At 47.4% G+C, this 19675-nt stretch carries 22 protein-coding genes; 3 read left to right on the top strand and 19 right to left on the bottom strand.

What is annotated here, in order from left to right:
- Positions 1-31: 31 nt before the first annotated feature.
- From NOG12_RS11250 to queE, 11 genes are all read right to left on the bottom strand, one after another.
- Positions 32-823, bottom strand: coding sequence for a type II secretion system F family protein (locus NOG12_RS11250; RefSeq protein WP_110076585.1), 792 nt, complete (start codon positions 821-823; stop codon positions 32-34).
- A complete protein-coding gene (locus tag NOG12_RS11245) occupies positions 807-1667 on the bottom strand; it encodes a type II secretion system F family protein (protein ID WP_110076584.1) in 861 nt (286 codons plus the stop codon). Before NOG12_RS11245 ends, NOG12_RS11250 begins: the two co-directional genes overlap by 17 nt.
- Complete coding sequence (locus NOG12_RS11240; RefSeq protein ID WP_110076583.1) at positions 1652-2848, bottom strand: TadA family conjugal transfer-associated ATPase; 1197 nt, start codon at positions 2846-2848, stop codon at positions 1652-1654. The genes NOG12_RS11245 and NOG12_RS11240 overlap by 16 nt, the downstream gene beginning before the upstream one ends.
- Positions 2832-4031 (bottom strand): type II and III secretion system protein family protein, encoded by a 1200-nt coding sequence (locus NOG12_RS11235; RefSeq protein WP_110076582.1) that lies wholly within the window; start codon positions 4029-4031, stop codon positions 2832-2834. Before NOG12_RS11235 ends, NOG12_RS11240 begins: the two co-directional genes overlap by 17 nt.
- Positions 4015-4785, bottom strand: coding sequence for a Flp pilus assembly protein CpaB (gene cpaB / locus NOG12_RS11230; RefSeq protein ID WP_110076581.1), 771 nt, complete (start codon positions 4783-4785; stop codon positions 4015-4017). Before cpaB ends, NOG12_RS11235 begins: the two co-directional genes overlap by 17 nt.
- A gap of 2 nt (positions 4786-4787) precedes the next feature.
- A complete protein-coding gene (locus NOG12_RS11225) occupies positions 4788-4982 on the bottom strand; it encodes a hypothetical protein (RefSeq protein ID WP_153826355.1) in 195 nt (64 codons plus the stop codon).
- Positions 4975-5529: a hypothetical protein gene (locus NOG12_RS11220; RefSeq protein ID WP_153826354.1), complete on the bottom strand. Its 555-nt coding sequence runs from the start codon at positions 5527-5529 to the stop codon at positions 4975-4977. Before NOG12_RS11220 ends, NOG12_RS11225 begins: the two co-directional genes overlap by 8 nt.
- Positions 5523-6167, bottom strand: coding sequence for a hypothetical protein (locus NOG12_RS11215; protein WP_313933311.1), 645 nt, complete (start codon positions 6165-6167; stop codon positions 5523-5525). Before NOG12_RS11215 ends, NOG12_RS11220 begins: the two co-directional genes overlap by 7 nt.
- The gene (locus tag NOG12_RS11210) at positions 6142-7365 is read right to left on the bottom strand and encodes a hypothetical protein (protein WP_313933310.1); all 1224 of its coding nucleotides are present in this window, start codon (positions 7363-7365) and stop codon (positions 6142-6144) included. Before NOG12_RS11210 ends, NOG12_RS11215 begins: the two co-directional genes overlap by 26 nt.
- Complete coding sequence (locus NOG12_RS11205) at positions 7365-7670, bottom strand: Flp family type IVb pilin (RefSeq protein WP_313933309.1); 306 nt, start codon at positions 7668-7670, stop codon at positions 7365-7367. The genes NOG12_RS11210 and NOG12_RS11205 overlap by 1 nt, the downstream gene beginning before the upstream one ends.
- Positions 7671-7780: 110 nt before the next feature.
- The gene (gene queE, locus NOG12_RS11200; RefSeq protein ID WP_313933308.1) at positions 7781-8470 is read right to left on the bottom strand and encodes a 7-carboxy-7-deazaguanine synthase QueE; all 690 of its coding nucleotides are present in this window, start codon (positions 8468-8470) and stop codon (positions 7781-7783) included.
- Between the two features lie 126 nt (positions 8471-8596).
- Between queE and queC the strand changes: the two genes are divergently transcribed.
- The gene (gene queC / locus NOG12_RS11195) at positions 8597-9253 is read left to right on the top strand and encodes a 7-cyano-7-deazaguanine synthase QueC (RefSeq protein WP_153826350.1); all 657 of its coding nucleotides are present in this window, start codon (positions 8597-8599) and stop codon (positions 9251-9253) included.
- A gap of 91 nt (positions 9254-9344) precedes the next feature.
- Here queC and nagZ read toward each other — a convergent pair whose 3' ends face one another.
- Positions 9345-10367, bottom strand: a complete 1023-nt coding sequence (nagZ, locus tag NOG12_RS11190; RefSeq protein ID WP_313933307.1) for a beta-N-acetylhexosaminidase — start codon at positions 10365-10367, stop codon at positions 9345-9347.
- Between the two features lie 138 nt (positions 10368-10505).
- Between nagZ and NOG12_RS11185 the strand changes: the two genes are divergently transcribed.
- Positions 10506-11810: a S41 family peptidase gene (locus tag NOG12_RS11185; protein WP_313933306.1), complete on the top strand. Its 1305-nt coding sequence runs from the start codon at positions 10506-10508 to the stop codon at positions 11808-11810.
- Here NOG12_RS11185 and NOG12_RS11180 read toward each other — a convergent pair.
- From NOG12_RS11180 to serB, 5 genes are read right to left on the bottom strand one after another with little or no spacing between them, the layout of a single operon-like run.
- The gene (locus NOG12_RS11180) at positions 11807-12553 is read right to left on the bottom strand and encodes an ABC transporter ATP-binding protein (RefSeq protein WP_313933305.1); all 747 of its coding nucleotides are present in this window, start codon (positions 12551-12553) and stop codon (positions 11807-11809) included. The two genes, NOG12_RS11185 and NOG12_RS11180, sit on opposite strands and share 4 nt — an antisense overlap.
- Before the next feature lie 31 nt (positions 12554-12584).
- Positions 12585-13547, bottom strand: coding sequence for a FecCD family ABC transporter permease (locus tag NOG12_RS11175; RefSeq protein ID WP_313933304.1), 963 nt, complete (start codon positions 13545-13547; stop codon positions 12585-12587).
- Positions 13544-14287 (bottom strand): substrate-binding domain-containing protein, encoded by a 744-nt coding sequence (locus NOG12_RS11170; protein ID WP_313933303.1) that lies wholly within the window; start codon positions 14285-14287, stop codon positions 13544-13546. Before NOG12_RS11170 ends, NOG12_RS11175 begins: the two co-directional genes overlap by 4 nt.
- Complete coding sequence (gene radA / locus NOG12_RS11165) at positions 14284-15645, bottom strand: DNA repair protein RadA (protein WP_110076569.1); 1362 nt, start codon at positions 15643-15645, stop codon at positions 14284-14286. Before radA ends, NOG12_RS11170 begins: the two co-directional genes overlap by 4 nt.
- A 47-nt stretch (positions 15646-15692) precedes the next feature.
- Positions 15693-16337, bottom strand: coding sequence for a phosphoserine phosphatase SerB (gene serB, locus NOG12_RS11160; protein WP_313933302.1), 645 nt, complete (start codon positions 16335-16337; stop codon positions 15693-15695).
- Between the two features lie 92 nt (positions 16338-16429).
- Here serB and NOG12_RS11155 point away from each other — a divergent pair, with 92 nt between their 5' ends.
- Complete coding sequence (locus tag NOG12_RS11155) at positions 16430-17005, top strand: AhpA/YtjB family protein (RefSeq protein ID WP_153826342.1); 576 nt, start codon at positions 16430-16432, stop codon at positions 17003-17005.
- Positions 17006-17011: 6 nt separating this feature from the next.
- Here NOG12_RS11155 and NOG12_RS11150 read toward each other — a convergent pair whose 3' ends face one another.
- A complete protein-coding gene (locus tag NOG12_RS11150) occupies positions 17012-17794 on the bottom strand; it encodes a TatD family hydrolase (protein WP_313933301.1) in 783 nt (260 codons plus the stop codon).
- Between the two features lie 35 nt (positions 17795-17829).
- Entirely contained in the window at positions 17830-19419 is a 1590-nt protein-coding gene (gene prfC, locus NOG12_RS11145; RefSeq protein ID WP_313933300.1) for a peptide chain release factor 3, read from the bottom strand.
- Positions 19420-19675 lie beyond the last annotated feature (256 nt).

Raw genomic sequence — 19675 nt, 5'->3', positions numbered from 1 at the left:
GTATATAGAAACGTCCTTGTTGCATGTGTTTTCACTCCAATGAAAAACCAATAAAAACGGGGCCTAAGATGAGCAAAAAAGTAACTGGAAAAAAGCAGGTCAGAAGTGGGAACAACAACTTAACACTCACCTCTTGGGCTCGCTTTTCGGCAGCTAATAACTCTTGCTCACGACATTGTTGTGCTTGTTTCTGCAGGGTATCGGCTAACGAAGAACCAGTAATTTTGGCCTGCTTAATAGCATTGGCAAATAATTCTACCAAACGGTGTGGCACCCGCTCATAGAGTTCATCTAAAGCATCAGTTAACCCCATCCCCGCTTGCTGTTGACGATTAATCCTTGCTAACTCTTTGAGACTGGCTGAGCTACCTGGAATATCATGTAAGGCATGTAGCGAAGCACTTAAAGATAGCCCCGAGTGAAGCAACATGGAGGTGATTTCTAGTGCACTCGGCCAGTGCTCAATGACTTGCTGGAGATACTCTCGGCGTTGTTGTAACTGATAGATCTGCGCGAACACACACAACAGTACTAATCCTACTTTGACATAGGTGGGAATAGGTAGGGTACAGCCAACACAAACCCCAACGACAGCGAGTAATCTAAGTAGCAACCATTGCTCGGCAGTGACACTTTGTACGCTTAATCGTACCTGTTTGCCTATGTACTTAACTGCCCACTGCGGTAACCTCAGCAAGAGTAAATGAGTCCAACGCAATAGCAGCGGACTGCTCAGCGCCAGATAGGCTAAACCTACCACTAAGGCCCCAGCAATAGCGCCTAACAGAATTAATCCTAACCATAGTTCAAGCTCGAACGACACGTCGATTCCCCATGATCTTTTTGACGATCATATTGCCGATGAACATCAAAATAGCGCAGCCAATGAGCATGGCCTGGCCGGTACCAGTTTCAGTTAGCAAGGCCGTATTACCTGGCTCAACTTTGCGTAAAATAAAGAACAATCCAATAGGTAAGAACAACATCACCTTACCTTGCAACCGCGCTTGTGCTGATAGGCTCAGCAACCGCTCACGTGCATACGCCTGTTGTTGTAGCGATGTCGCCAAACGCTGCATCACCGCAACTTGCTGGGCGCCGTGTTTTAATCCTAGCTGTACTGTGGTTACCCACTGCATCATAGAATCGGTTGGTACACGTCGATAAAAATCATTTAATGCATCAGCCAAACTGTCACCCGTGCGACTACGGCGGACCAATAATTGCACCTCGTAGCGCAGGGGGATCGGCAACTGCAGTACACTAGCCTCAATTGCTGCCATAAAGCTCAGACCCGCCGCACTGCCATTGGCAATGAGTAAAATAAAATCAGGTAATTGCTTATCAATAATTTTGCGGCGTTTGGTCAGCAAATAATTCTTCAACGCAGGCAACCCTAGAATAAGCACCACCACACTTATCAATGCCGCTTGCACTGAAACAGCTAAGGCGACCACCATAAACAGCACAACACTCGCCATAAGAATACGCATCCAAAGCTGAGCAACAGGCATAAAGATCAGAAAGTCCGCCAGCGATTGCTCAGTGGTCTGATTTATCTGTGCCCCCCATTTGTTCACATAATGAGGGACCACCATAGCTAAGGTGACAACCAGGCAAAAGAGCGTGAGTCCTAAGACACTAACAAGTACTAGAGGGTCTGACATGGGCTATACCATTCAGACGGAATCCCAGTGGCTTGCAACTGATCTTGGCTACGCTCAAAGACCTTGGTTAGCTGAATAGTGTTAGTATCCATCCCTGAAATTTCACAAATAGCACTAACAAACCGTTGCCCGGTGCTCGAACGTACAATCTGTACAATCACGTCAATGGCCGATGCCACTTGTTGACGTACCGCTTGCATAGGCATATCAAAGCCAGCCATCAGCACCATCACTTCAAGGCGTTGCAACGCCTCCCGCGGGTTGTTAGCGTGCAAAGTAGTAAGCGATCCCTCGTGTCCCGTATTCATCGCTTGCAGCATATCTATCGCTTCGGCTCCACGACACTCACCAATAATGATTCTATCTGGACGCATGCGAAGCGCGTTCACTAATAGATCACGAATACTTATCTGGCCTTTACCCTCCGCATTTGCGGGACGCGCCTCTAACGCAATTAAATTTCGATGAGCTAGCTTAAGCTCTGCCGCATCTTCAATGGTTACAATGCGTTGGCCTGCATCAATATTCATAGATAAGGAGTTAAGTAAGGTCGTTTTACCAGTACCTGTACCACCAGAAATAAGCATATTTTTGCGCGCTATTACCGCTGCCTTGAGGTAGTCCTTTGCCGCCTCTGAGATAGATCCTGACTGCGCCAGCTCAGCTAAACTCAATTGCTTGGCCAAAAACTTACGGATAGTTAAACAACTCCCATGGATGGCTAACGGCCCTAACACCGCATTGACTCGAGAGCCATCAGGTAAACGTGCATCGACCATCGGCTGAGCACTATCAATGCGGCGCCCCAATGGCAGCACAATACGATCAATTACGCGTAATAATTCTTCCTCCGAATTAAATTTGTGCTCCACCTCTTCTAGCACCCCTCCACGTTCAACAAAAATAGTCTGATAATCATTAACCATTACTTCTGAAATACTACTATCCGCCAATAACTTAGAAATAGGGCCAAAGCCAACACAACTATCGACTATGCTTGGTAACGCAGTGCGCCATTGCTGCTGCTGCTGCCGCGAATAAATACTTAAATGGTCTTCTAGAACATGCAGTGCATGCTCTTTGAGCTGCTCAAAGGGCATCCGCTCTATCTCAATAGAACTGCGTTGCAAGGCAGTTTTTAAGTAATCCGCTAAGCCTTTTTCATTAATAGTATCCATCATGAAGTCCTATGCATCCTGCTTGTTGTTGAAAATCTCGAATCCACTGTGCTGACTGCTCTATCCGCCGCTCTTGTTGTTGTAAATCACCACGCATGTGAGCGGTAACTATCACCACCAGTTCGGTTTCGGCGTTACGAAACTGCTGTGACGAAAATAACCCACCAAGAATAGGAACCTCATGCAACCATGGAAACTGATCAGCTTGCTGCGATTGTTCGTGATTAATTAAGCCCGATAGCACGATCGGCGCCCCCGGTTCACCAACCACTTGCGAGGTAACTTTGCGGGTTAGAATACCGGGCACACCATTAACCATGGTGGCAGAGTCGATGGTGCTAATTTCAGCATGAACGGCAGTCTCAATGTCGCCGTTTGGCATCACCAGAGGTGCCATTTTCAGGCTCACACCATATTCACGAAATTGTACATCTTGCTGGCCATCGGCAAGGACCTGCGGTATCGGAAACTCACCACCTACAAGTACTTCTGCTTCACCACCGCTACGGGCGACTAACTTGGGTTCGGCTAGAATTTTGGCGTGTCCATCACGTTCCAGCAGGTCGATACTTGAAGCCATTTCAACCGGCATAGAGACAATTCTTGCCGCCGTACTTGATAGCGTGGGTCCAGCTAATTGCTGCGGCCAACGCACTCCTAAATGACGAGCATACTGGCGTTTTACTTCGGCTATACGCACATGGAGTTCGACCATAGGTAGTGAGGCTTCAGGAAGGTAACTCACCCGATTAACTAAATTGGGATACTGTTTAGCGAATTCAGTCACGGTCGCCTCAGCATCGCTATCAAGTTGGCCAGTCAGAAACCCTACCCCTGCTTGCTCAGTAAATTGCAATTGAGGAAAGCGCTGCAACAACCAGGCGATATCCGTAACAATGCGAGGTGATGGTGCTGCTTTCACTTCAATTTGATAGCGCTGATGACTGCCGTTTGCCGCGACCACAATAATCTCCGTGCTCCCCTCAGCTTGTGCATTAATCACCAGTTGTGTAGTACCAATTAAGCGGACTTTGGCAACAGCTTCATTACCAATGATGACATCCGTGGCTTGTGCCAACTTGAGCACTTCCATAGCACCAGGCTGTAGCTCAATTTTGCTGGTGTTAGCAAAGCTAGGCAACGCTAGTAAGAGGAGCAATCCAAACACACTAAAACGAAAACTCATGCTGCCTTCCTTGGCCGTTTGATGAAAATGAAAAAACTTGTGGAACAATCTTTTTACTTAGTTGCTGATACTCAAATTGTGGATGCTCTAACCAAACTTCAAAACTCCCGGCGCGCATCTGTTCAAACTGCAATGCCTGTGCTTGTGTCATCGCAAAAGTGACTGTGCTTGGCATGTACTGCCCGGCTTCGCTCATCATTAAGTGCGGCTCACTGATGTTATCTAACGCAATGACCTCAATTTTTGGTAACAACACTTCCGTCATCTTATCGGTGTCACCAAGGACACTCATGAGTGTGACTTTATCGCCAATAGTTAACAGCCCGCTGTGCAATTGTTCCGGCGAAATTCCCACAGTTATCGCATAATACCCGGCAGCCAAAGTATCCGAAAAATAGCCCGAATAATCTGGAGCGATAGCATAAGGAGTTAACGGCTCTCCACGCTCAATAAATTTGGTGGTCGTAAGCCCTGCAATTAATCCAGCATCTTTGGGGCGCAACCAATCTTCCTGCACATAGGCCGATGGATAGCTGCGAATAACCATGGACATAGGATCTAAGGTTGAGCCAATTTCTAGGTCGATAGAACTCACTAGAATCTCTACCAGATCTTCCTGTTCTTGTTGTTGAACCACCTGATTTTGCTCCGCAATATAGCGCTCTACCAATTGGTAACTAGCTAAGGCTAAGAGCACACTTACGATTGCCATAACGGCTAACTTGGCACGCCAGCCAAGCGCGATTTTTGCCATTTTTACGACACTCCCGGTTGCAATAAAAAATCATCCCAAATCCATTCAAATAGAGCCGCGGTGCTAGCCACAATATGCCCCAAAAAATCAAGTAGAGTCTGCCCTTGTTCAGTTACTGGAACTATCAAAATTAACAACAGTGCCATGGCCAATAACAGGCTCTCGACCATAGCCTGACCGCGTTGCAGACTAATCATGGTGATTTTCAGACATGCTAACAACGAGGGTGTCTGTACCCTCTTTGGCTAGAACTATTTGCTCTTGCGGATGCTTCAAACTCAGCAACAGATAGTGATCGTTCATCACCTCTACGGTTGGTTCTCGGTGAGCCATACGCAGCTGAAAATATCGTACTAATTGTTCGCGCGAACGATTCACTTGGATGCTTACCACGCGCTGACCATTGTCCTCGATATCTGCATCAGCAACTTTCGCAAGCCCTGACAGCGATTGCGGCAAAGGCGATGGCTGAACCTTCTGCTCAGCCAACATTAAGTACAATTCATCAGGTTTAGCGATGTCAGTAAAAATCGTGAAATATTGCTGCCCAGATCGACAAGTACGCATGGTATATACCGATTGCACCAAGGTTTCACTATCAACACAGCCCATCTGTTGCTCGAGTGCATTAATAGTCAGTGGTGCGTGCAGCACCCAAATCGTCATGGCCGCAGTTTTAGTCAGGACTTCAGGCAACCATTGTGCCAATGGAAATGCAGTTGCAAGTAAGGTAAGTGTTAACATCCTCTTCTACTCTCCTTGCAAGCCAACTCGTACGGAGTCGCATCAGGCTCAACATGACCTAATTTAAGCGAGTCTGATTTGAACTCTTTCATGATCAATAGAAATTTGGCGGACCAATTAAGAACTGTAGTAAAGCCTAGCTCATCAAGATAATGCCCCAAAGTTAGACGCCGTGGTTCAGAAACTAAACCATCCGTAGCTTTGACACTCCAACCATCACTTAGAAGGGCCATGGGTAATGTTCTGGGCGAATTATTACCAGCATCCATGCTGGCCGAGGTCAAGTTCGAAGAAGTCGCACTATCATCAAAGTAACGCAGATTATTTACCTCAAGTTCAAGCGCCGTTAACTGTTTCAGAACGCCAACAGTACTCCCCAAGCGTTCTGCAAAGGGGTAGTTGCGCGTGGTATTAACAACCTCTTGTGGATGGTGTTGCCAAAGTTGATTACGGCTGTACATGGCACTTTCATGCTTATCCTTTAAGGCGCTATGGATAAGCGGCAAACTACTGCCAAGAATGATTGCCGCAACCAGCAGCAACCCCATACTTTCAAATAAGGCTTGCCCAGCCAACTGCCTAGGACATTGCAACAACCTAAGAGCCTTGGGATTAGTTTTGGCTATTGCTCTGCGCATCAACATGATTCACCTGGCTCAATATAAGTTTGTTTTGTGGCGTCAAGGATTGTAATTCAGCTTGCCATAGAGGATTGAACAGATTGGCTTGCTCTTGAATACGGTCTTCTCTCGGGAACAACGAGCTGGGCCGAGAAAAACTGACTCCCGCTTTGGCAACTGCACCAGCAAACCTAACTATTACTGCTGGCCATTCCGACGGAGCAAAATCTCTACGGTCAATATAACGAAGCGGCCCCACAGAGTTACCTAGTTTTCGCTGTGTCCTAAGGGCCTTCTTATGCACATCTACTCGCCGCTTGGCACCCTTGCCGCCGCTATGTCCGAAATCTTCTTTACCGATGTGAGTAATACGATTGCCTTTGGTGGCAGCCCCCCATCCCAACGAGTAGTTTGCTACTCCTTTAACCTCTAAAGTTACTGTGTCTAAAGCCTGCCAATGCCACTTACCGCGGCTATCAACTCGCAACTCAGCCCCTCCTTTTTTAGGGACTTTAATCAGTGGTATATCAGCCCAAAGGTAGGAGCGAAACTCAGTGAAGGGATCGGTACTAGCTCGCATGATTTGTTCTAATCTGCCATCATCCGAATTGGATGATGTAGGACGTAAATAAATAGCCCAAGCTGGATGAAAATCAGTGAGTCCACTTCCGCCTAGTAATTGCCAGGCCTGTTCACTTAACCCATGATGCTGGGCAATCTTAGTTAAAGTACTTGGGATAAGCAGACCAAAACTGGCACGAATCGCGACTTGCGTTAGCGTATAGACGTTGTCGAGCGATTGTTGTGCTATTAATCCAAGTTTGACCATCTGTTCAACAGCTTGATCAACTTGCCTAATGACTCGAATCAGTGCATGCATCGGTTGTGTTAGAGCAGGAACAAATCTCAATACCGTGGCTATCTTATTGACAACTTTAGAAGTCATTGCGAACCAACTACGAAACCCTAGTAGCTGTGCGGCCAATAGTTGATTTGAGATACGAGCCCGATTAATCAAGGCTTGCAAATTCATTTCACGCGCCATAAGAACAGCTGCACTCATGGCCATGTTGTCAGCAGCCGTTTGCACATGCCATCGTTGCTGCAACTTCACCGATTGTGAAATAGCTCCTAGCAGCAATAATAATATTGCCGCTAGGACCGGGATGATGAACACGCTAACATGGCCTTGTTGACGAGTACGAGAAGCTAACATTAGTTAGCCCCAGTACCTGTCGTTTCATCATAAGACCCTAATGTTACTTTGGTTTGTGCTAGGGTTTTCGATTCGCGAGCCTTGCTACGAGCATGATTAATGGCATCGTTAGAACTTTGTCCAGAAACCTCGGCGGCAATACCCGCAACTTGGCTACGAACAGTTTCACCTAACAGCGAGTACACACCAATAGCAGCAACCGCAATAAGTGCCACGATAATGATGTACTCGGTCATGCCCTGACCACGGACTAAACGTTTATTGGACTGGCGAACAGGTTTTCTAGAACAGATAACATGGTACATAGCATTCTCCTGAGCGTGACATTACGACTTGGTAATGCACGCTTACATGTGAAAAGAATGCTGAGTATAAAAGCAGGTTTGCAGGAACGAGAGTTCGTAGCGGTTAAGGCTTACTCAATATTAAGATACTTGTGCATTTGCACTGATAAACGCCAATTGCGTTCAATACAAACTTGCATTGCCAACTGAGTGGCGCGCGGGCGCTGGCTGATTGGCTGTAATGCGATGACAGCAGTAGCAGCTGGTGGACAAACTTGTAGGAGTTTATCAAACTCATCAATATGCTTTTGCATAGCAACCGGATATTTGATCTCGTTCGCTCTTTGCATACAGTCGGGACGAACTAAATAGCCGCCCGGCATATTTAATTTAGGTGACACGGTAACCCAGGTATCAGCAGAGGTTTGAATAGCAAAAGTACCACTTGTTTCTATCTGAAGTTGATACCCATTGTGTTCAAGTGCGGCCGCTAATTCACGTAGATCATACATAGCAGGTTCACCGCCGGTAATCACCACATGCTTAGCTTGATAGCCGCGCTGCTGCAATTCAGCCACGATGGCAGCTGCCGTAACACCCGCCCAGGTATCGCTCGGAGCTGCTTTTTCTACAACCTCAGACAGGGCGACTTGCCGCTCTTGATGCTGGTACCAGGTATGTTGGGTATCACACCAAGGACAACCAACCGGACAGCCTTGTAGGCGAATAAAGATAGCCGGTACCCCGGTGAACACACCTTCACCTTGAATGGTTTGAAAGATCTCGTTGATCGGATAGATGTTGTTAATGGGATTCTCCAAAAATTACGCTACAATAGGCCCTACGCAAAACGACCATTACTCTTTACTAAAGAGTGGCTACGGGGTCTATCTAGTTAACCAACCGCAGCGATAAATTGTATCGCAAACCAACCGAAAAGGGATCTATTGATGGCAAAAGTTGTGGTGATCTATTCTGGCGGGATGGATTCGTTCACGGTATTACATCATGCGCTAGCGCATGGTCATGAGGTGTATGCCTTATCCTTCAATTACGGTCAGCGTCACGTCAAAGAACTTGAAGTAGCAGCCCAGGTCTGCCAACAATTAAATGTTAATCATAAGGTTGTTGATATTACCGCAATCAATCAACTCTTGGCAGGCAGCTCACTCACCTCGGATATCGCTATTCCTGAAGGACACTACGAAGCACAAAGTATGAAATCAACCGTGGTGCCTAATCGCAATATGATTTTGCTATCGCTAGCGATTGGTTACGCTGTCTCATTAGAAGCCGAAGCTGTTTATTACGGCGCTCATTCGGGTGATCATTTTATTTACCCTGATTGTCGTCCTGAGTTCGTAGAAAAAATGAATGAGGTTAGTTTGATTGCTAACTATGAACCAATTCGTATCGAGGTTCCTTATTTACATCAAGACAAAGCCGCTATTTTAGCCGATGGTATTAGTATGAGCTTAGATTACAGCCAGACTTGGACTTGCTACAACGGTCGCGATAAAGCTTGTGGTAAGTGCGGTGCTTGTGTTGAACGTCTCGAAGCTTTTGCCGCCAATCATCAGGTGGATCCGCTCCCCTACGAGTAACTTGCTTACTACTTGGCAAGTTAACAGCGCCGCTCGGATAACGCTTGTTCACTTGCCAACATTCTACCTTTACGGCTTGGCTGCTGCTTAACTATTGGTCGTTGTGATAATGGGCTAGAATTTTTTGAGCAGCATGCCAGCGTGGGTGATTTTGCAGAGTTTTCATTGGCATCGCCGCAGCTTTGGCAAGCAATTCGTAACAACGAGTCGCTTGTCTTGAGCGTTGCTCCAACAGCGGCTCTACCGCCTCGATTACGCTAATAGCACCAGCTCGATCATTACAGGCTAACACCATGTCGCAACCAGCATCTAGAGCAGCATGGGCTCGTTCGGCCATAGTCCCAGCAACAGTGGCGCCAGCCATGGCTAAATCATCGCTGAAGATCACCCCACTAAACTGCAGTTGTGCCCGCAGAATATCCTGTAACCAATATTGGGAGAACCCAGCGGGTTTATCATCTACTGCAGGGTAAATAACATGAGCTGGCATTATTGCATCTAAACAATTGGCTAATTCAATGAATGGCGGTAGATCGGTTGCTTTTATTTCTTCCCAACTACGCTCATCAACTGGAATATCAATATGCGAGTCGGCCAATACTGAACCGTGGCCAGGAAAGTGCTTACCGGTAGCCTTCATGCCTGCTTGATGCATGCCTTTAATGAAGGCTCTGGCGATAGGAACGATGGCATCCGCATGGGCTGCAAAAGCCCGATCACCAATCACCTGACTTATTCCGTTAACATCTAATACCGGAGCAAAACTGATATCTATGTCCATCGCTAGTACTTCGGAGGCCATTAGCCAAGCCAGTTCTTGAGCATGAGCTAAGGCCTGAACTTGACTTGAGTTACTGCGCAAAATATCCGCCATCGGTGGAATCGCAGAAAAACCTTGGAGAAACCTTTGTACTCGACCACCTTCATGATCAACCGCTAGAATCAGTGGATTACGAGCCGCTGCACGAGTTTGTCTGATTAACTCTTGTAGTTGATCTTGTTCTACAAAGTTTCGCGTAAAATAGATAACCCCGCCAACAGCGGGATGTCCCAAGATATCACGCTCTTCTGCGCTGAGCTCTGGGCCGGCCAAATCAATCATTACTGCGGTCATATATACATCTCTTACTTGATGAACAGCCAGCAGTGTGCCAAATTTCATAGCAGGCGTCACTAGGCAAACAACTGTGGCGATGATAATTGTTGAAACAACCACCATAATAGCTAGAACAAGCAAGGTTAGGATCACAACATGACACGATTTTGGGTATTGGCAGCTATCACCACTCTTAGTCTCAGCGGCTGTGGCGGCAGTGATAGCAACAACGATGACGCCACTGCGATTGTTGGGCAGTGTTCGGTTAGTGATGAGAAGCAACAATTTCTCGATTACATGTACGAGCAGTATTTTTGGAATGCCGAGCTCGCTGATTCTATCGATCCTGATAACTACGCTGATATTTACGAACTCTTAGATGCCATTACCGTCAGCGAGGATCGGTACTCATTCATTACCACTGAACAGCAATATCAAGACCGCTACGTGAACGCCGCCTACATTGGTTTTGGCTTTGCTACACGAGTTACCACCACCGCTCGGGTATTTGTCAATTATGTCTATCAAGATTCGCCGGCGGCTCTGGCTGGAATCAAACGTTCCGACGAAATCACTCACATAAATGGTGAGTCAGTGCAGTTATTACTTGCCCAAGGGCGCTATCAAGAAGCGCTCGGTGATGATGACGATGGGGTAACTGCAACCCTAACGTGGCGTACTGTCGCTGGTGATACCTATACCGATGTGCTGACTAAAACCGAGGTAGAAACGAACACCGTCTTAGCTACCAGCAGTTACAGCGTCGGCGACAAAACGGTGGGCTATTATGTGCTTAATACCTTTATCAACCGCACTGGTGACGATCTAAATCAAGCATACAATGAGTTACAAGGGGTTGATGAACTCGTCATAGACGTTCGCTATAACGGCGGAGGCTTAACCAGATATGCTAATCAGGCCGCCACGCAGGCTGCCGGTAATAACGTCATTGGTGAAGTGTTTGGCGATTACCTATTTAACGCAGACAATAGTGAGCAAAATTTTACCGAACTCTTTCAAATGTATGATGGCGTTCAACAGCTTGATTTAGAACGTGTGTATGTACTAACTACGGCGCAAAGCTGTTCTTCTTCAGAGCTGATCATCAATGCCTTGGAGCCGTTTGTCGAGGTGGTGGTGATAGGAGCCAGAACCTGCGGCAAACCCGTTGGCCAAATACCGCAACGGATTTGTGATAAGCGAACCTTCGTGGTCAATTTTGAGATTGTGAATGCGCTCGGCGAGGGTCGTTACTTTAATGGTATCGCCGCAGATTGTAGCGCACCGGATAGCCTCACCGGCGATTGGGGGCATGCCAACGACCCAATGCTACGGGCGGTTAATCAACATATTGAAACCGGTACCTGTGCCACCAACCCAACCAGCTCGAGTACCACCAGCACCACTTTATCCCCTACTAAACCTTGGCGTATTATCGACCAGTGGGCGGCCGAACATTAATCAGTTAACAGTCGGGGTAGCATGGCTACCCCGTGTTGATGGCAAACCCACTCAACTTCGACCTGATAAGCCTGTTGCAATAGTGACTTCGACAACACCTCAGCTGGCTCACCAACCGCCAACAGCTGGCCCTGATGCAGCAACACCAATTGTTGACAAAAGCGCGCCGCTAACGCCAGATCATGAAGTGCCACTAACACCAAAGCACCATTGTCCGCGCGCTGCTTAAGTAGCATGAGGGTTTCTAGTTGATGCCTTAGATCTAAGCTAGCAATGGGTTCATCAGCTAGAATTAAAGGCTGCTGCCCAATCAGACCACAGGCCAATTGAACTCGCTTCAGTTCGCCGCCAGATAAATCAGTTACTGGGCGTTGTAACAGCTCGGTTAAACCAAACTCTGCACTCGTTTGCTGTCGGTAATGACGTAACTGAGACTTGGTTTGGGCCAGATTAACTTGGCTCACTTGCAGAGCATAGGCAACTGTCACAGCTTCATTAACAAGGGTTTGCTGAGCAATGTAGGCAAGTTGCTGACGCCGCTGGCTAGGATTGATGTGATGCAAGTCTAATTGCTGCCATACACTCCCACCAGAACTTGGCGTGAGCAAACCAGCCAGTAATTTCAGTAAGGTTGATTTACCGGCGCCATTAGCACCAATCACCCCCACCATTTGCCCTGCCGATAAGCGCAGATTAACGTTAGTGAGCCTGCTTTCTAAACTTAAACCTGAGACTTCTAGCATGCTACTTTAGCCAACCTTATCAAGATGTATTTTAGTACTTTGCTGAATATTGTCGGTACAATAATATCAGTAGCCATGGAGCTCCAATTAACGACACTACCACGCCCAGCTGTAACTCAACTGGCGTAGGTATAAGCCGCACTAGCCAGTCCATTAGCATCAACAACCACGCCCCTAACAAAGCACTCAGCAAGATCATGGGTAGTGGTTGATGTTGCCCTAGCAACCGAGCTGCATGGGGGGCTAACAAACCAACAAAGCCAATAATACCAGCGGTAACCACCGATGCCGATACCAGTAAAGTAACCGCAGCGAAAATCAAAAAACGGTTCCAGCCTAACTGAAAACCCAAGGTTGCGATGGTGGCATCATCAAAAATTTGGGCGCTGAGAAAGCGCCGCTGACTTAGCAATAACAACAACGCAAGGACTAAACTCGGCGCCATCAACCACACATGCGACCAACCGCGATTTGCTACTGACCCCATCAACCACAAAGCCCATTCTTGAAACGCAAACGGATTTGGCGCCAAATTAAGCACCACAGCCATAAGTGCACCCGTTAACGAAGCTAGAGCTACGCCTGCCAAAATCAGCCGCAAGCCAAACATTTGGCCACTACTTAACAGCCACAACAATATTAAGCTAAGAGCGCCACCTAACATTCCCACTAAGGGCAAACTCCAAGCTATCGGTGTTAATCCACCCCAATAAAGTGCCACCACAGTAGCTAAACCTGCTCCACCAGCGATACCTGTTATACCCGGTTCTGCTAATGGGTTTTTTAATTGTAATTGCAGCACTGCGCCAGCCATCCCTAACGCCATGCCGTTTAATCCAGCAAGCACTAGGCGCGGGAGTCTTATCTCAAATAAAATAGCTGACTCTAGTGCGTTTTCTGGGAGTAACCGCCAACCATCAACACCACTGCCTAAATAGCCTAAGCCAATGAGTAAGCTGGCAAGGCATAGCACTAACCATAGTTTTACCCTCATGGCTCACCTACGACGGCTTGCAAATAATCAACTGCCCGCGTTGCAGGGCATCCAGACACCGCGGTAGGAATGCTACGAACCTGCCGTTGCTGCAACCAAGGGGTTAGAGCACTATGCCACAACCAATCATTTGCCCGAGCGTAAGGCTTAGCAAAGCCTTCGAGTACAATAAGCTCCGGATTTAATTTTAGTAATTGTTCGAGATTAAGCTGATATAGCACCAGGTCTTGATGCAGGCTTATCCATCGGATCTGTTGTTTAGCAAAAAGTTGCGCCAACCAACTAGCGCCCCCCCAAGCGTACTGATTGGGCATCAACACGAGTACCGATTGTTCCATGTTGGGAAGTTGGCTAAGTTGGTCTTGCTGCTGCTCTAACCAGGCTTGACCCCGCTCTGCAATAGCCATCACTGTTGCTGCTTCTGCTACGGTTCGCTGCCACTGCGCCCACGTTTGCGGCTGTTCCACCAACACCATCTGCGTATGCCTAGCTAACTGGTTAACTAAGCGAGCACGAGTAAAAGTGCCATAAACCACATAGTCTGGCTGTGCCAGTAAAACCTGTTCCAATCGATTGCCATGTGCCGTGGTTGGAATTATTTCCCAGTCGTTTGGTAACCACTGCGGTAACCAAGTATCAAAACATGGGTTAAGCGAAACCACAGTTACTGGCTTAGCCTGTACCGTGGTTAAGCTGAGCCAACCGATGACGATACTGACTAACGTGAGTCGTGCAATCACAAGGTATCCAATGCCTCTTGCAAGGTTTTCACCGCGGTGACCTGCATCCCAGCAATCGTCTCTTTAGGACGGTTACCATAAGGAACAATAGCCTTGGTAAAACCATGTTTGGCGGCTTCGTTCAAACGCGCCAAGCCATTTTGCACGGGCCTGATTTCGCCCGATAGACCCACTTCACCAAAAATAATCACATCACGGGGCAACGGCTGCTCACGAAAGCTAGATACAATTGCCAATAATAGCGCCAAATCCGCACCTGTCTCGGTAACTCGAACGCCACCAACCACGTTGACGAACACATCTTGATCGGACATGTGTAAACCACCGTGGCGGTGTAATACGGCCAACAACATGGCTAAACGAGTGGTTTCCATGCCCACCGCGACGCGGCGTGGGTTTGCCAACTGAGTTGCATCGACAAGCGCTTGCAGCTCCACCAACAACGGACGAGTACCCTCCCAAATCACCATCACCGCTGAACCACTGCCATGCTCTTCAGCACGTTGCAAAAATATCGCAGAAGGATTAGTCACTTCTTTCAGGCCTTGCCCGGTCATGGCAAACACCCCTAATTCATTGGCTGGACCAAAGCGGTTTTTATGGCCACGCAAGGTACGAAAGCGAGAATCTGCGCTACCTTCTAGCAAAATAGAGCAGTCAATACAGTGTTCTAACACTTTGGGGCCAGCTAAAGAACCATCTTTAGTCACATGCCCGACCATCAGTATGGCTACCCCTTTGAGCTTGGCATAGCGAGTAAGATAGGCGGCACACTCACGTACTTGGGATACACTCCCAGGAGCAGACTGAATGTCAGCCAAGTGCATCACCTGAATAGAGTCAATGACCATCACTCGGGGTTGTTCTTTGTCGGCTAAATCACAAATGGTTTCAACGGATGTTTCCGCTAACATGCGCAGTTTATCGGTGGGTAGATTTAACCGCTGGGCGCGCAACGCTACTTGTTGTAACGATTCTTCTCCAGTTACATACAAGGTTGGCATCACCTCTGCCAATTGACACATGGTTTGCAGTAACAATGTACTCTTACCTGCACCTGGCGAACCCCCAATCAAAATGGCCGAGCCTGGCACAATACCACCACCAAGAACCCGATCGAACTCTTTAAAGGTGCTACTAAAGCGCGGCAGCTCTTCAAGATCGACTTCGTTCAAGGTCTGTACTTTAGCGAGCGTTGCACCAGCGTAACCGCGACGCTCAACCGCGGCCGTTTTAGCCGTCCCTATACGTACTTCGGTGATGGTATTCCACGCTTTGCATTCCGTACATTGACCTAACCAACGTACGTAATCGGCACCACAATCATTACAAACATATGCCGTTTTTGCCTTTGCCATAACTATCCTTGGGTTATTCTTTAATAAGCTTATTAGTTGCTTGTGCTCTACTGCGTTAAGTGAGCTTTTATCGCGCTAAGATTGGGCTCGTTAATGACCACATCAGCGACGGCTTGCAATGCCGGCTTAGCACAATAGGCTATGCCAAGGGCCGCTTGCTGCAACATAAGACTGTCGTTAGAGCCGTCTCCTACCGCGATGGTTTGCTCCATAGCGATACCAAACTGCTGTGCTAACTGCGTGACTGCGGCGGCTTTCGCTTGCGCATCTATAATGGGCTCGGCAACGTCACCGGTCAGTCTATCACCATCCCAAATTAATCGATTGGCAATCACAACATCTAACGGCGCCTGCTGCTGTAATTGCTCGGCAAACCAGGTAAAGCCGCCAGACACTACTGCGGTTTTCCAGCCTAGTTGCCGAAACCAAGTGAGTAACTCAACGGCTCCTTGGCTCCAAGGAATCGGCTCAAATAATTGCTGAAAATCAGCTTGTGCTACTCCCTTTAATAACTGCATTCGTTGTCTTAAACTGGCGGCAAAATCTAACTCACCACGCATTGCGGCAGCGGTGATCTGCTCTACCTGATGTCGATAACCTGCTAGTTCAGCGATCTCGTCGATGCATTCGATGGTAATTAGCGTTGAGTCCATGTCAAACAACACTAATCCGGGTTTATGCAAATCAATCATGAACATCTTGTCCTTTTCAGTTAGCTGCTGGAGTACAAGAAAAGCATCAACTTTGCTTGCACCAAATCAGTGAGACAACGTATATTTGCACCATGTCAAAGTTACCTAGCCATGTTATCAGCAGTTTCCAACTTGTCTATCGCCGCTTGCGCCGATTGGGGCTAGCTGTGCTATTAGTCATTCTCATTGAGCAGTTCTGGGGCACCATGCACACCACCAGCCTGCAAGAGTTTCAAAGCCACAGCCACCAATTAATGCAAACGACAGCACGCCAAGCGGCTTTTTCTGCGCAGCAGTGGCTAGCTAACGACCAACCTGAGCATCTTGACGCACTAGTGAACCAATTACAGCAACAACCTTTTATCGCGGCTGCTAGTGTTCAAAACAGATATGGCGAAGAGCTTACTCAATCTCATTTTCAAGCTGATAGTGATGCCTTGCAACAAGCTTTCATCTTGGTTGAAGAGATCTCAGATGGTGACACTATTTATGGCTATCTAACTCTGGTTATCGATGAAGCGTTATTATTAGAGCAACCGTTAAATACCCACTCATATTTAAGCTTTTATGGTCAGTTTTTACTGGCCTTTGCCATTCTAGCTGGAGTTTTGTTAGCAACCACCTTCAATCGTTGGCGCCGCACCGTTACCACACCGGCAACCCCATAGCGTTGCTTAACCTAAATTAGCAACGATAGCCATGCTGTTATCCCACGTAGCCGCAGCTAGCTCTGCCACAGACTCAGTACGCAACCCCTGTAGCTCGGTTAAAACCCGTGCAATCTGCGCTGGCTCGTTACGTTGGCCCTGAAACCCTTGTAACGGCATGCTAGGCGCATCTGTTTCTAACACCAAACTATCTAACGGTAAGGCAGCCACAGTCGCTCTGGTTTTCTGTGCTCGGGGATAACTTATCACCCCACCGACCCCTAGTTTAAAGCCTAGCGCCAGCCACTGTTCGGCTTGCTGAAGACTACCGCTAAAAGCATGCAAGATACCTGGGTACGCCGGTAATTGAGAAGCTAACGGTTTGATGAGTTGAAGCAAGTCCGCTTGGCTTTGGCGATGATGAATTAACAGGGGTCGCTGATACTGAGCAGCTAATTCTAGCTGTCCGAGAAAGAGTTGTTGTTGCTTGGGATAATTGGCGCAAGTTTTATCTAAGCCAACTTCACCGATCACCCATGCTGGGTGTTGTTGCAGTTGTTGCTCAACCCAAGCTAGATCGGCTAATTGATGTTGAGCAATAAAATAAGGATGTAGCCCAACGCCCCGATGAATGGTGACACCTTGGCATTGCTGTAACCACACATCAGCCGCTGCTTGGCGTGCCACCCCTGGCACTATGATTGCCTCTACTCCGGCGGCTAAGGCACGTGCTACGATCTCCTTTCGATCGGCCGCAAACTCAGCGAAATCGAGATGGCAATGGCTGTCACACAATCTAAGCTTGGCCATCTCGACTCCTTACGGTGCTTACTCACCCTAGCAATTTAATGCTCGCGGGTATGGCTGAAGGTGATATCAGGATAGCGTTCTGTGGCCAAACTCAAGTTCACCATAGTAGGCGCTATATAAGTAAGATTGTCACCGCCATCTAGAGCCAAGTTTGCTTCAGCCTTGCGGCGAAATTCATCTAACTTGCGTGCATCAGCTGAGTGCACCCACCGCGCCGTGGCGACGTTAATGTTTTCGTACACAGCATCAACGTTATATTCTGATTTTAGTCGGTGTACCACCACATCAAACTGCAGCACCCCTACCGCACCAACAATTAAGTCATTGTTAATCAGCGGTCGAAATACTTGCACAGCACCTTCTTCAGAAAGCTGTACCAAGCCTTTTAAAAGCTGCTTTTGCTTAAGCGGATCTTTTAAACGAATACGACGGAATAGCTCTGGCGCAAAGTTCGGAATGCCGCTGAACTTAAATTTTTCGCCGCCGGTAAAAGTATCCCCAATTTGAATCGTGCCATGGTTATGCAAGCCAATAATATCGCCTGGATAGGCCTCTTCTACTTGTTCACGATCGCCCGCCAAAAAAGTTAATGCATCGGCGATACGCACATCTTTGCCGAGGCGTACTTGGTGCATCTTCATGCCTTTTTCATACTTACCAGACACAATCCGCATAAAAGCCACACGGTCGCGATGCTTCGGATCCATATTCGCTTGAATTTTAAAGACAAAGCCCGAAAAACCTGACTGACTTGCACTCACCTCAACGCCAGTATCGGTATCACGAGCTAGTGGACTAGGTGCCCACTCCACCAAACCGTCGAGCATGTGATCCACGCCAAAGTTACCCAACGCCGTACCAAAGTAAACGGGCGTTAATTCACCAGCTAAAAAGAGTTCTTTATCAAATGCGTTGGACGCACCTTTAACCAGCTCAATTTCCAGCCGCAAGTCATCAGCGTAGTTACCAATCCGCTGGTCAAGTTCAGGGTTATCTAGACCTTGAATGACATCTTTATCCTGAATCTTGTGGCCTTGCCCCGACTTATACAGAACCACTTCGTCTTTTAGGAGGTTATACACCCCCTTAAAATTCTTGCCCGAACCTATCGGCCAAGTGATAGGAGCACACATAATGTTTAAGACGTTTTCTACTTCGTCTAACAACTCCACCGGATCGCGAATGTCACGGTCAAGCTTGTTCATAAAAGTAATGATCGGCGTATCACGCAAGCGTGTTACTTCCATTAATTTTATGGTGCGCTCTTCTACCCCTTTGGCGCCATCGATAACCATCAAGCATGAATCTACCGCGGTTAAAGTACGGTAGGTATCTTCCGAGAAATCTTCGTGTCCTGGCGTGTCTAACAAATTCACCAAGGCTTCACGATAAGGAAATTGCATCACCGAGGTCGTTACCGAGATACCCCGTTCTTTTTCCATCTCCATCCAGTCAGATTTTGCATGTTGGCCCGACTTTTTACCTTTTACGGTACCAGCCTTTTGCAGTTTCTGCCCGTGCAACAAGACTTTTTCGGTAATGGTTGTTTTACCAGCATCAGGGTGCGAGATGATAGCAAAGGTCCTTCGCTTATTGATTTCATTAAGAAAATCTTGGTTTGCCATGTATAAATTCTTTTAGTTTGTACACGGATTTGTACACACTTTTGGAAGTACTCTCTTTTCAGTTCTTCGCTTGTCAAATCCGTCGTGTTAATCGTAATTGGCCGCTATTTTCGCTGATCTTGACTTTATAAACAATCAATGGTTATCTAATCGGTTACCATTTACTCTCAGCGTGCGCCAATGCTCAGTTGTAGCTGTTTGCAATCGTTGCTTCTTCAGCTCATGAACAACTGTGGCTAAACCACAAATTCCTTCG

The sequence above is a fragment of the Pseudidiomarina fusca genome, from assembly GCF_032227045.1.
Classification (GTDB): Bacteria; Pseudomonadota; Gammaproteobacteria; order Enterobacterales; family Alteromonadaceae; genus Pseudidiomarina; species Pseudidiomarina fusca.
Note: the sequence above shows the minus strand (reverse complement) of the source record. Positions and strands in the feature narration are given on the sequence as shown.

Coding starts and splice junctions, on each gene's coding strand:
- NOG12_RS11245 (WP_110076584.1), bottom strand. CDS start 1,667: ATGTCAGACCCTCTAGTACTTGTTAGTGTCTTAGGACTCACGCTCTTT.
- NOG12_RS11240 (WP_110076583.1), bottom strand. CDS start 2,848: ATGATGGATACTATTAATGAAAAAGGCTTAGCGGATTACTTAAAAACT.
- NOG12_RS11235 (WP_110076582.1), bottom strand. CDS start 4,031: ATGAGTTTTCGTTTTAGTGTGTTTGGATTGCTCCTCTTACTAGCGTTG.
- cpaB (WP_110076581.1), bottom strand. CDS start 4,785: ATGGCAAAAATCGCGCTTGGCTGGCGTGCCAAGTTAGCCGTTATGGCA.
- NOG12_RS11225 (WP_153826355.1), bottom strand. CDS start 4,982: ATGATTAGTCTGCAACGCGGTCAGGCTATGGTCGAGAGCCTGTTATTG.
- NOG12_RS11220 (WP_153826354.1), bottom strand. CDS start 5,529: ATGTTAACACTTACCTTACTTGCAACTGCATTTCCATTGGCACAATGG.
- NOG12_RS11215 (WP_313933311.1), bottom strand. CDS start 6,167: ATGCGCAGAGCAATAGCCAAAACTAATCCCAAGGCTCTTAGGTTGTTG.
- NOG12_RS11210 (WP_313933310.1), bottom strand. CDS start 7,365: ATGTTAGCTTCTCGTACTCGTCAACAAGGCCATGTTAGCGTGTTCATC.
- NOG12_RS11205 (WP_313933309.1), bottom strand. CDS start 7,670: ATGTACCATGTTATCTGTTCTAGAAAACCTGTTCGCCAGTCCAATAAA.
- nagZ (WP_313933307.1), bottom strand. CDS start 10,367: ATGACCGCAGTAATGATTGATTTGGCCGGCCCAGAGCTCAGCGCAGAA.
- NOG12_RS11185 (WP_313933306.1), top strand. CDS start 10,506: ATGACACGATTTTGGGTATTGGCAGCTATCACCACTCTTAGTCTCAGC.
- NOG12_RS11180 (WP_313933305.1), bottom strand. CDS start 12,553: ATGCTAGAAGTCTCAGGTTTAAGTTTAGAAAGCAGGCTCACTAACGTT.
- NOG12_RS11175 (WP_313933304.1), bottom strand. CDS start 13,547: ATGAGGGTAAAACTATGGTTAGTGCTATGCCTTGCCAGCTTACTCATT.
- radA (WP_110076569.1), bottom strand. CDS start 15,645: ATGGCAAAGGCAAAAACGGCATATGTTTGTAATGATTGTGGTGCCGAT.
- serB (WP_313933302.1), bottom strand. CDS start 16,337: ATGATTGATTTGCATAAACCCGGATTAGTGTTGTTTGACATGGACTCA.
- NOG12_RS11155 (WP_153826342.1), top strand. CDS start 16,430: ATGTCAAAGTTACCTAGCCATGTTATCAGCAGTTTCCAACTTGTCTAT.
- NOG12_RS11150 (WP_313933301.1), bottom strand. CDS start 17,794: ATGGCCAAGCTTAGATTGTGTGACAGCCATTGCCATCTCGATTTCGCT.
- prfC (WP_313933300.1), bottom strand. CDS start 19,419: ATGGCAAACCAAGATTTTCTTAATGAAATCAATAAGCGAAGGACCTTT.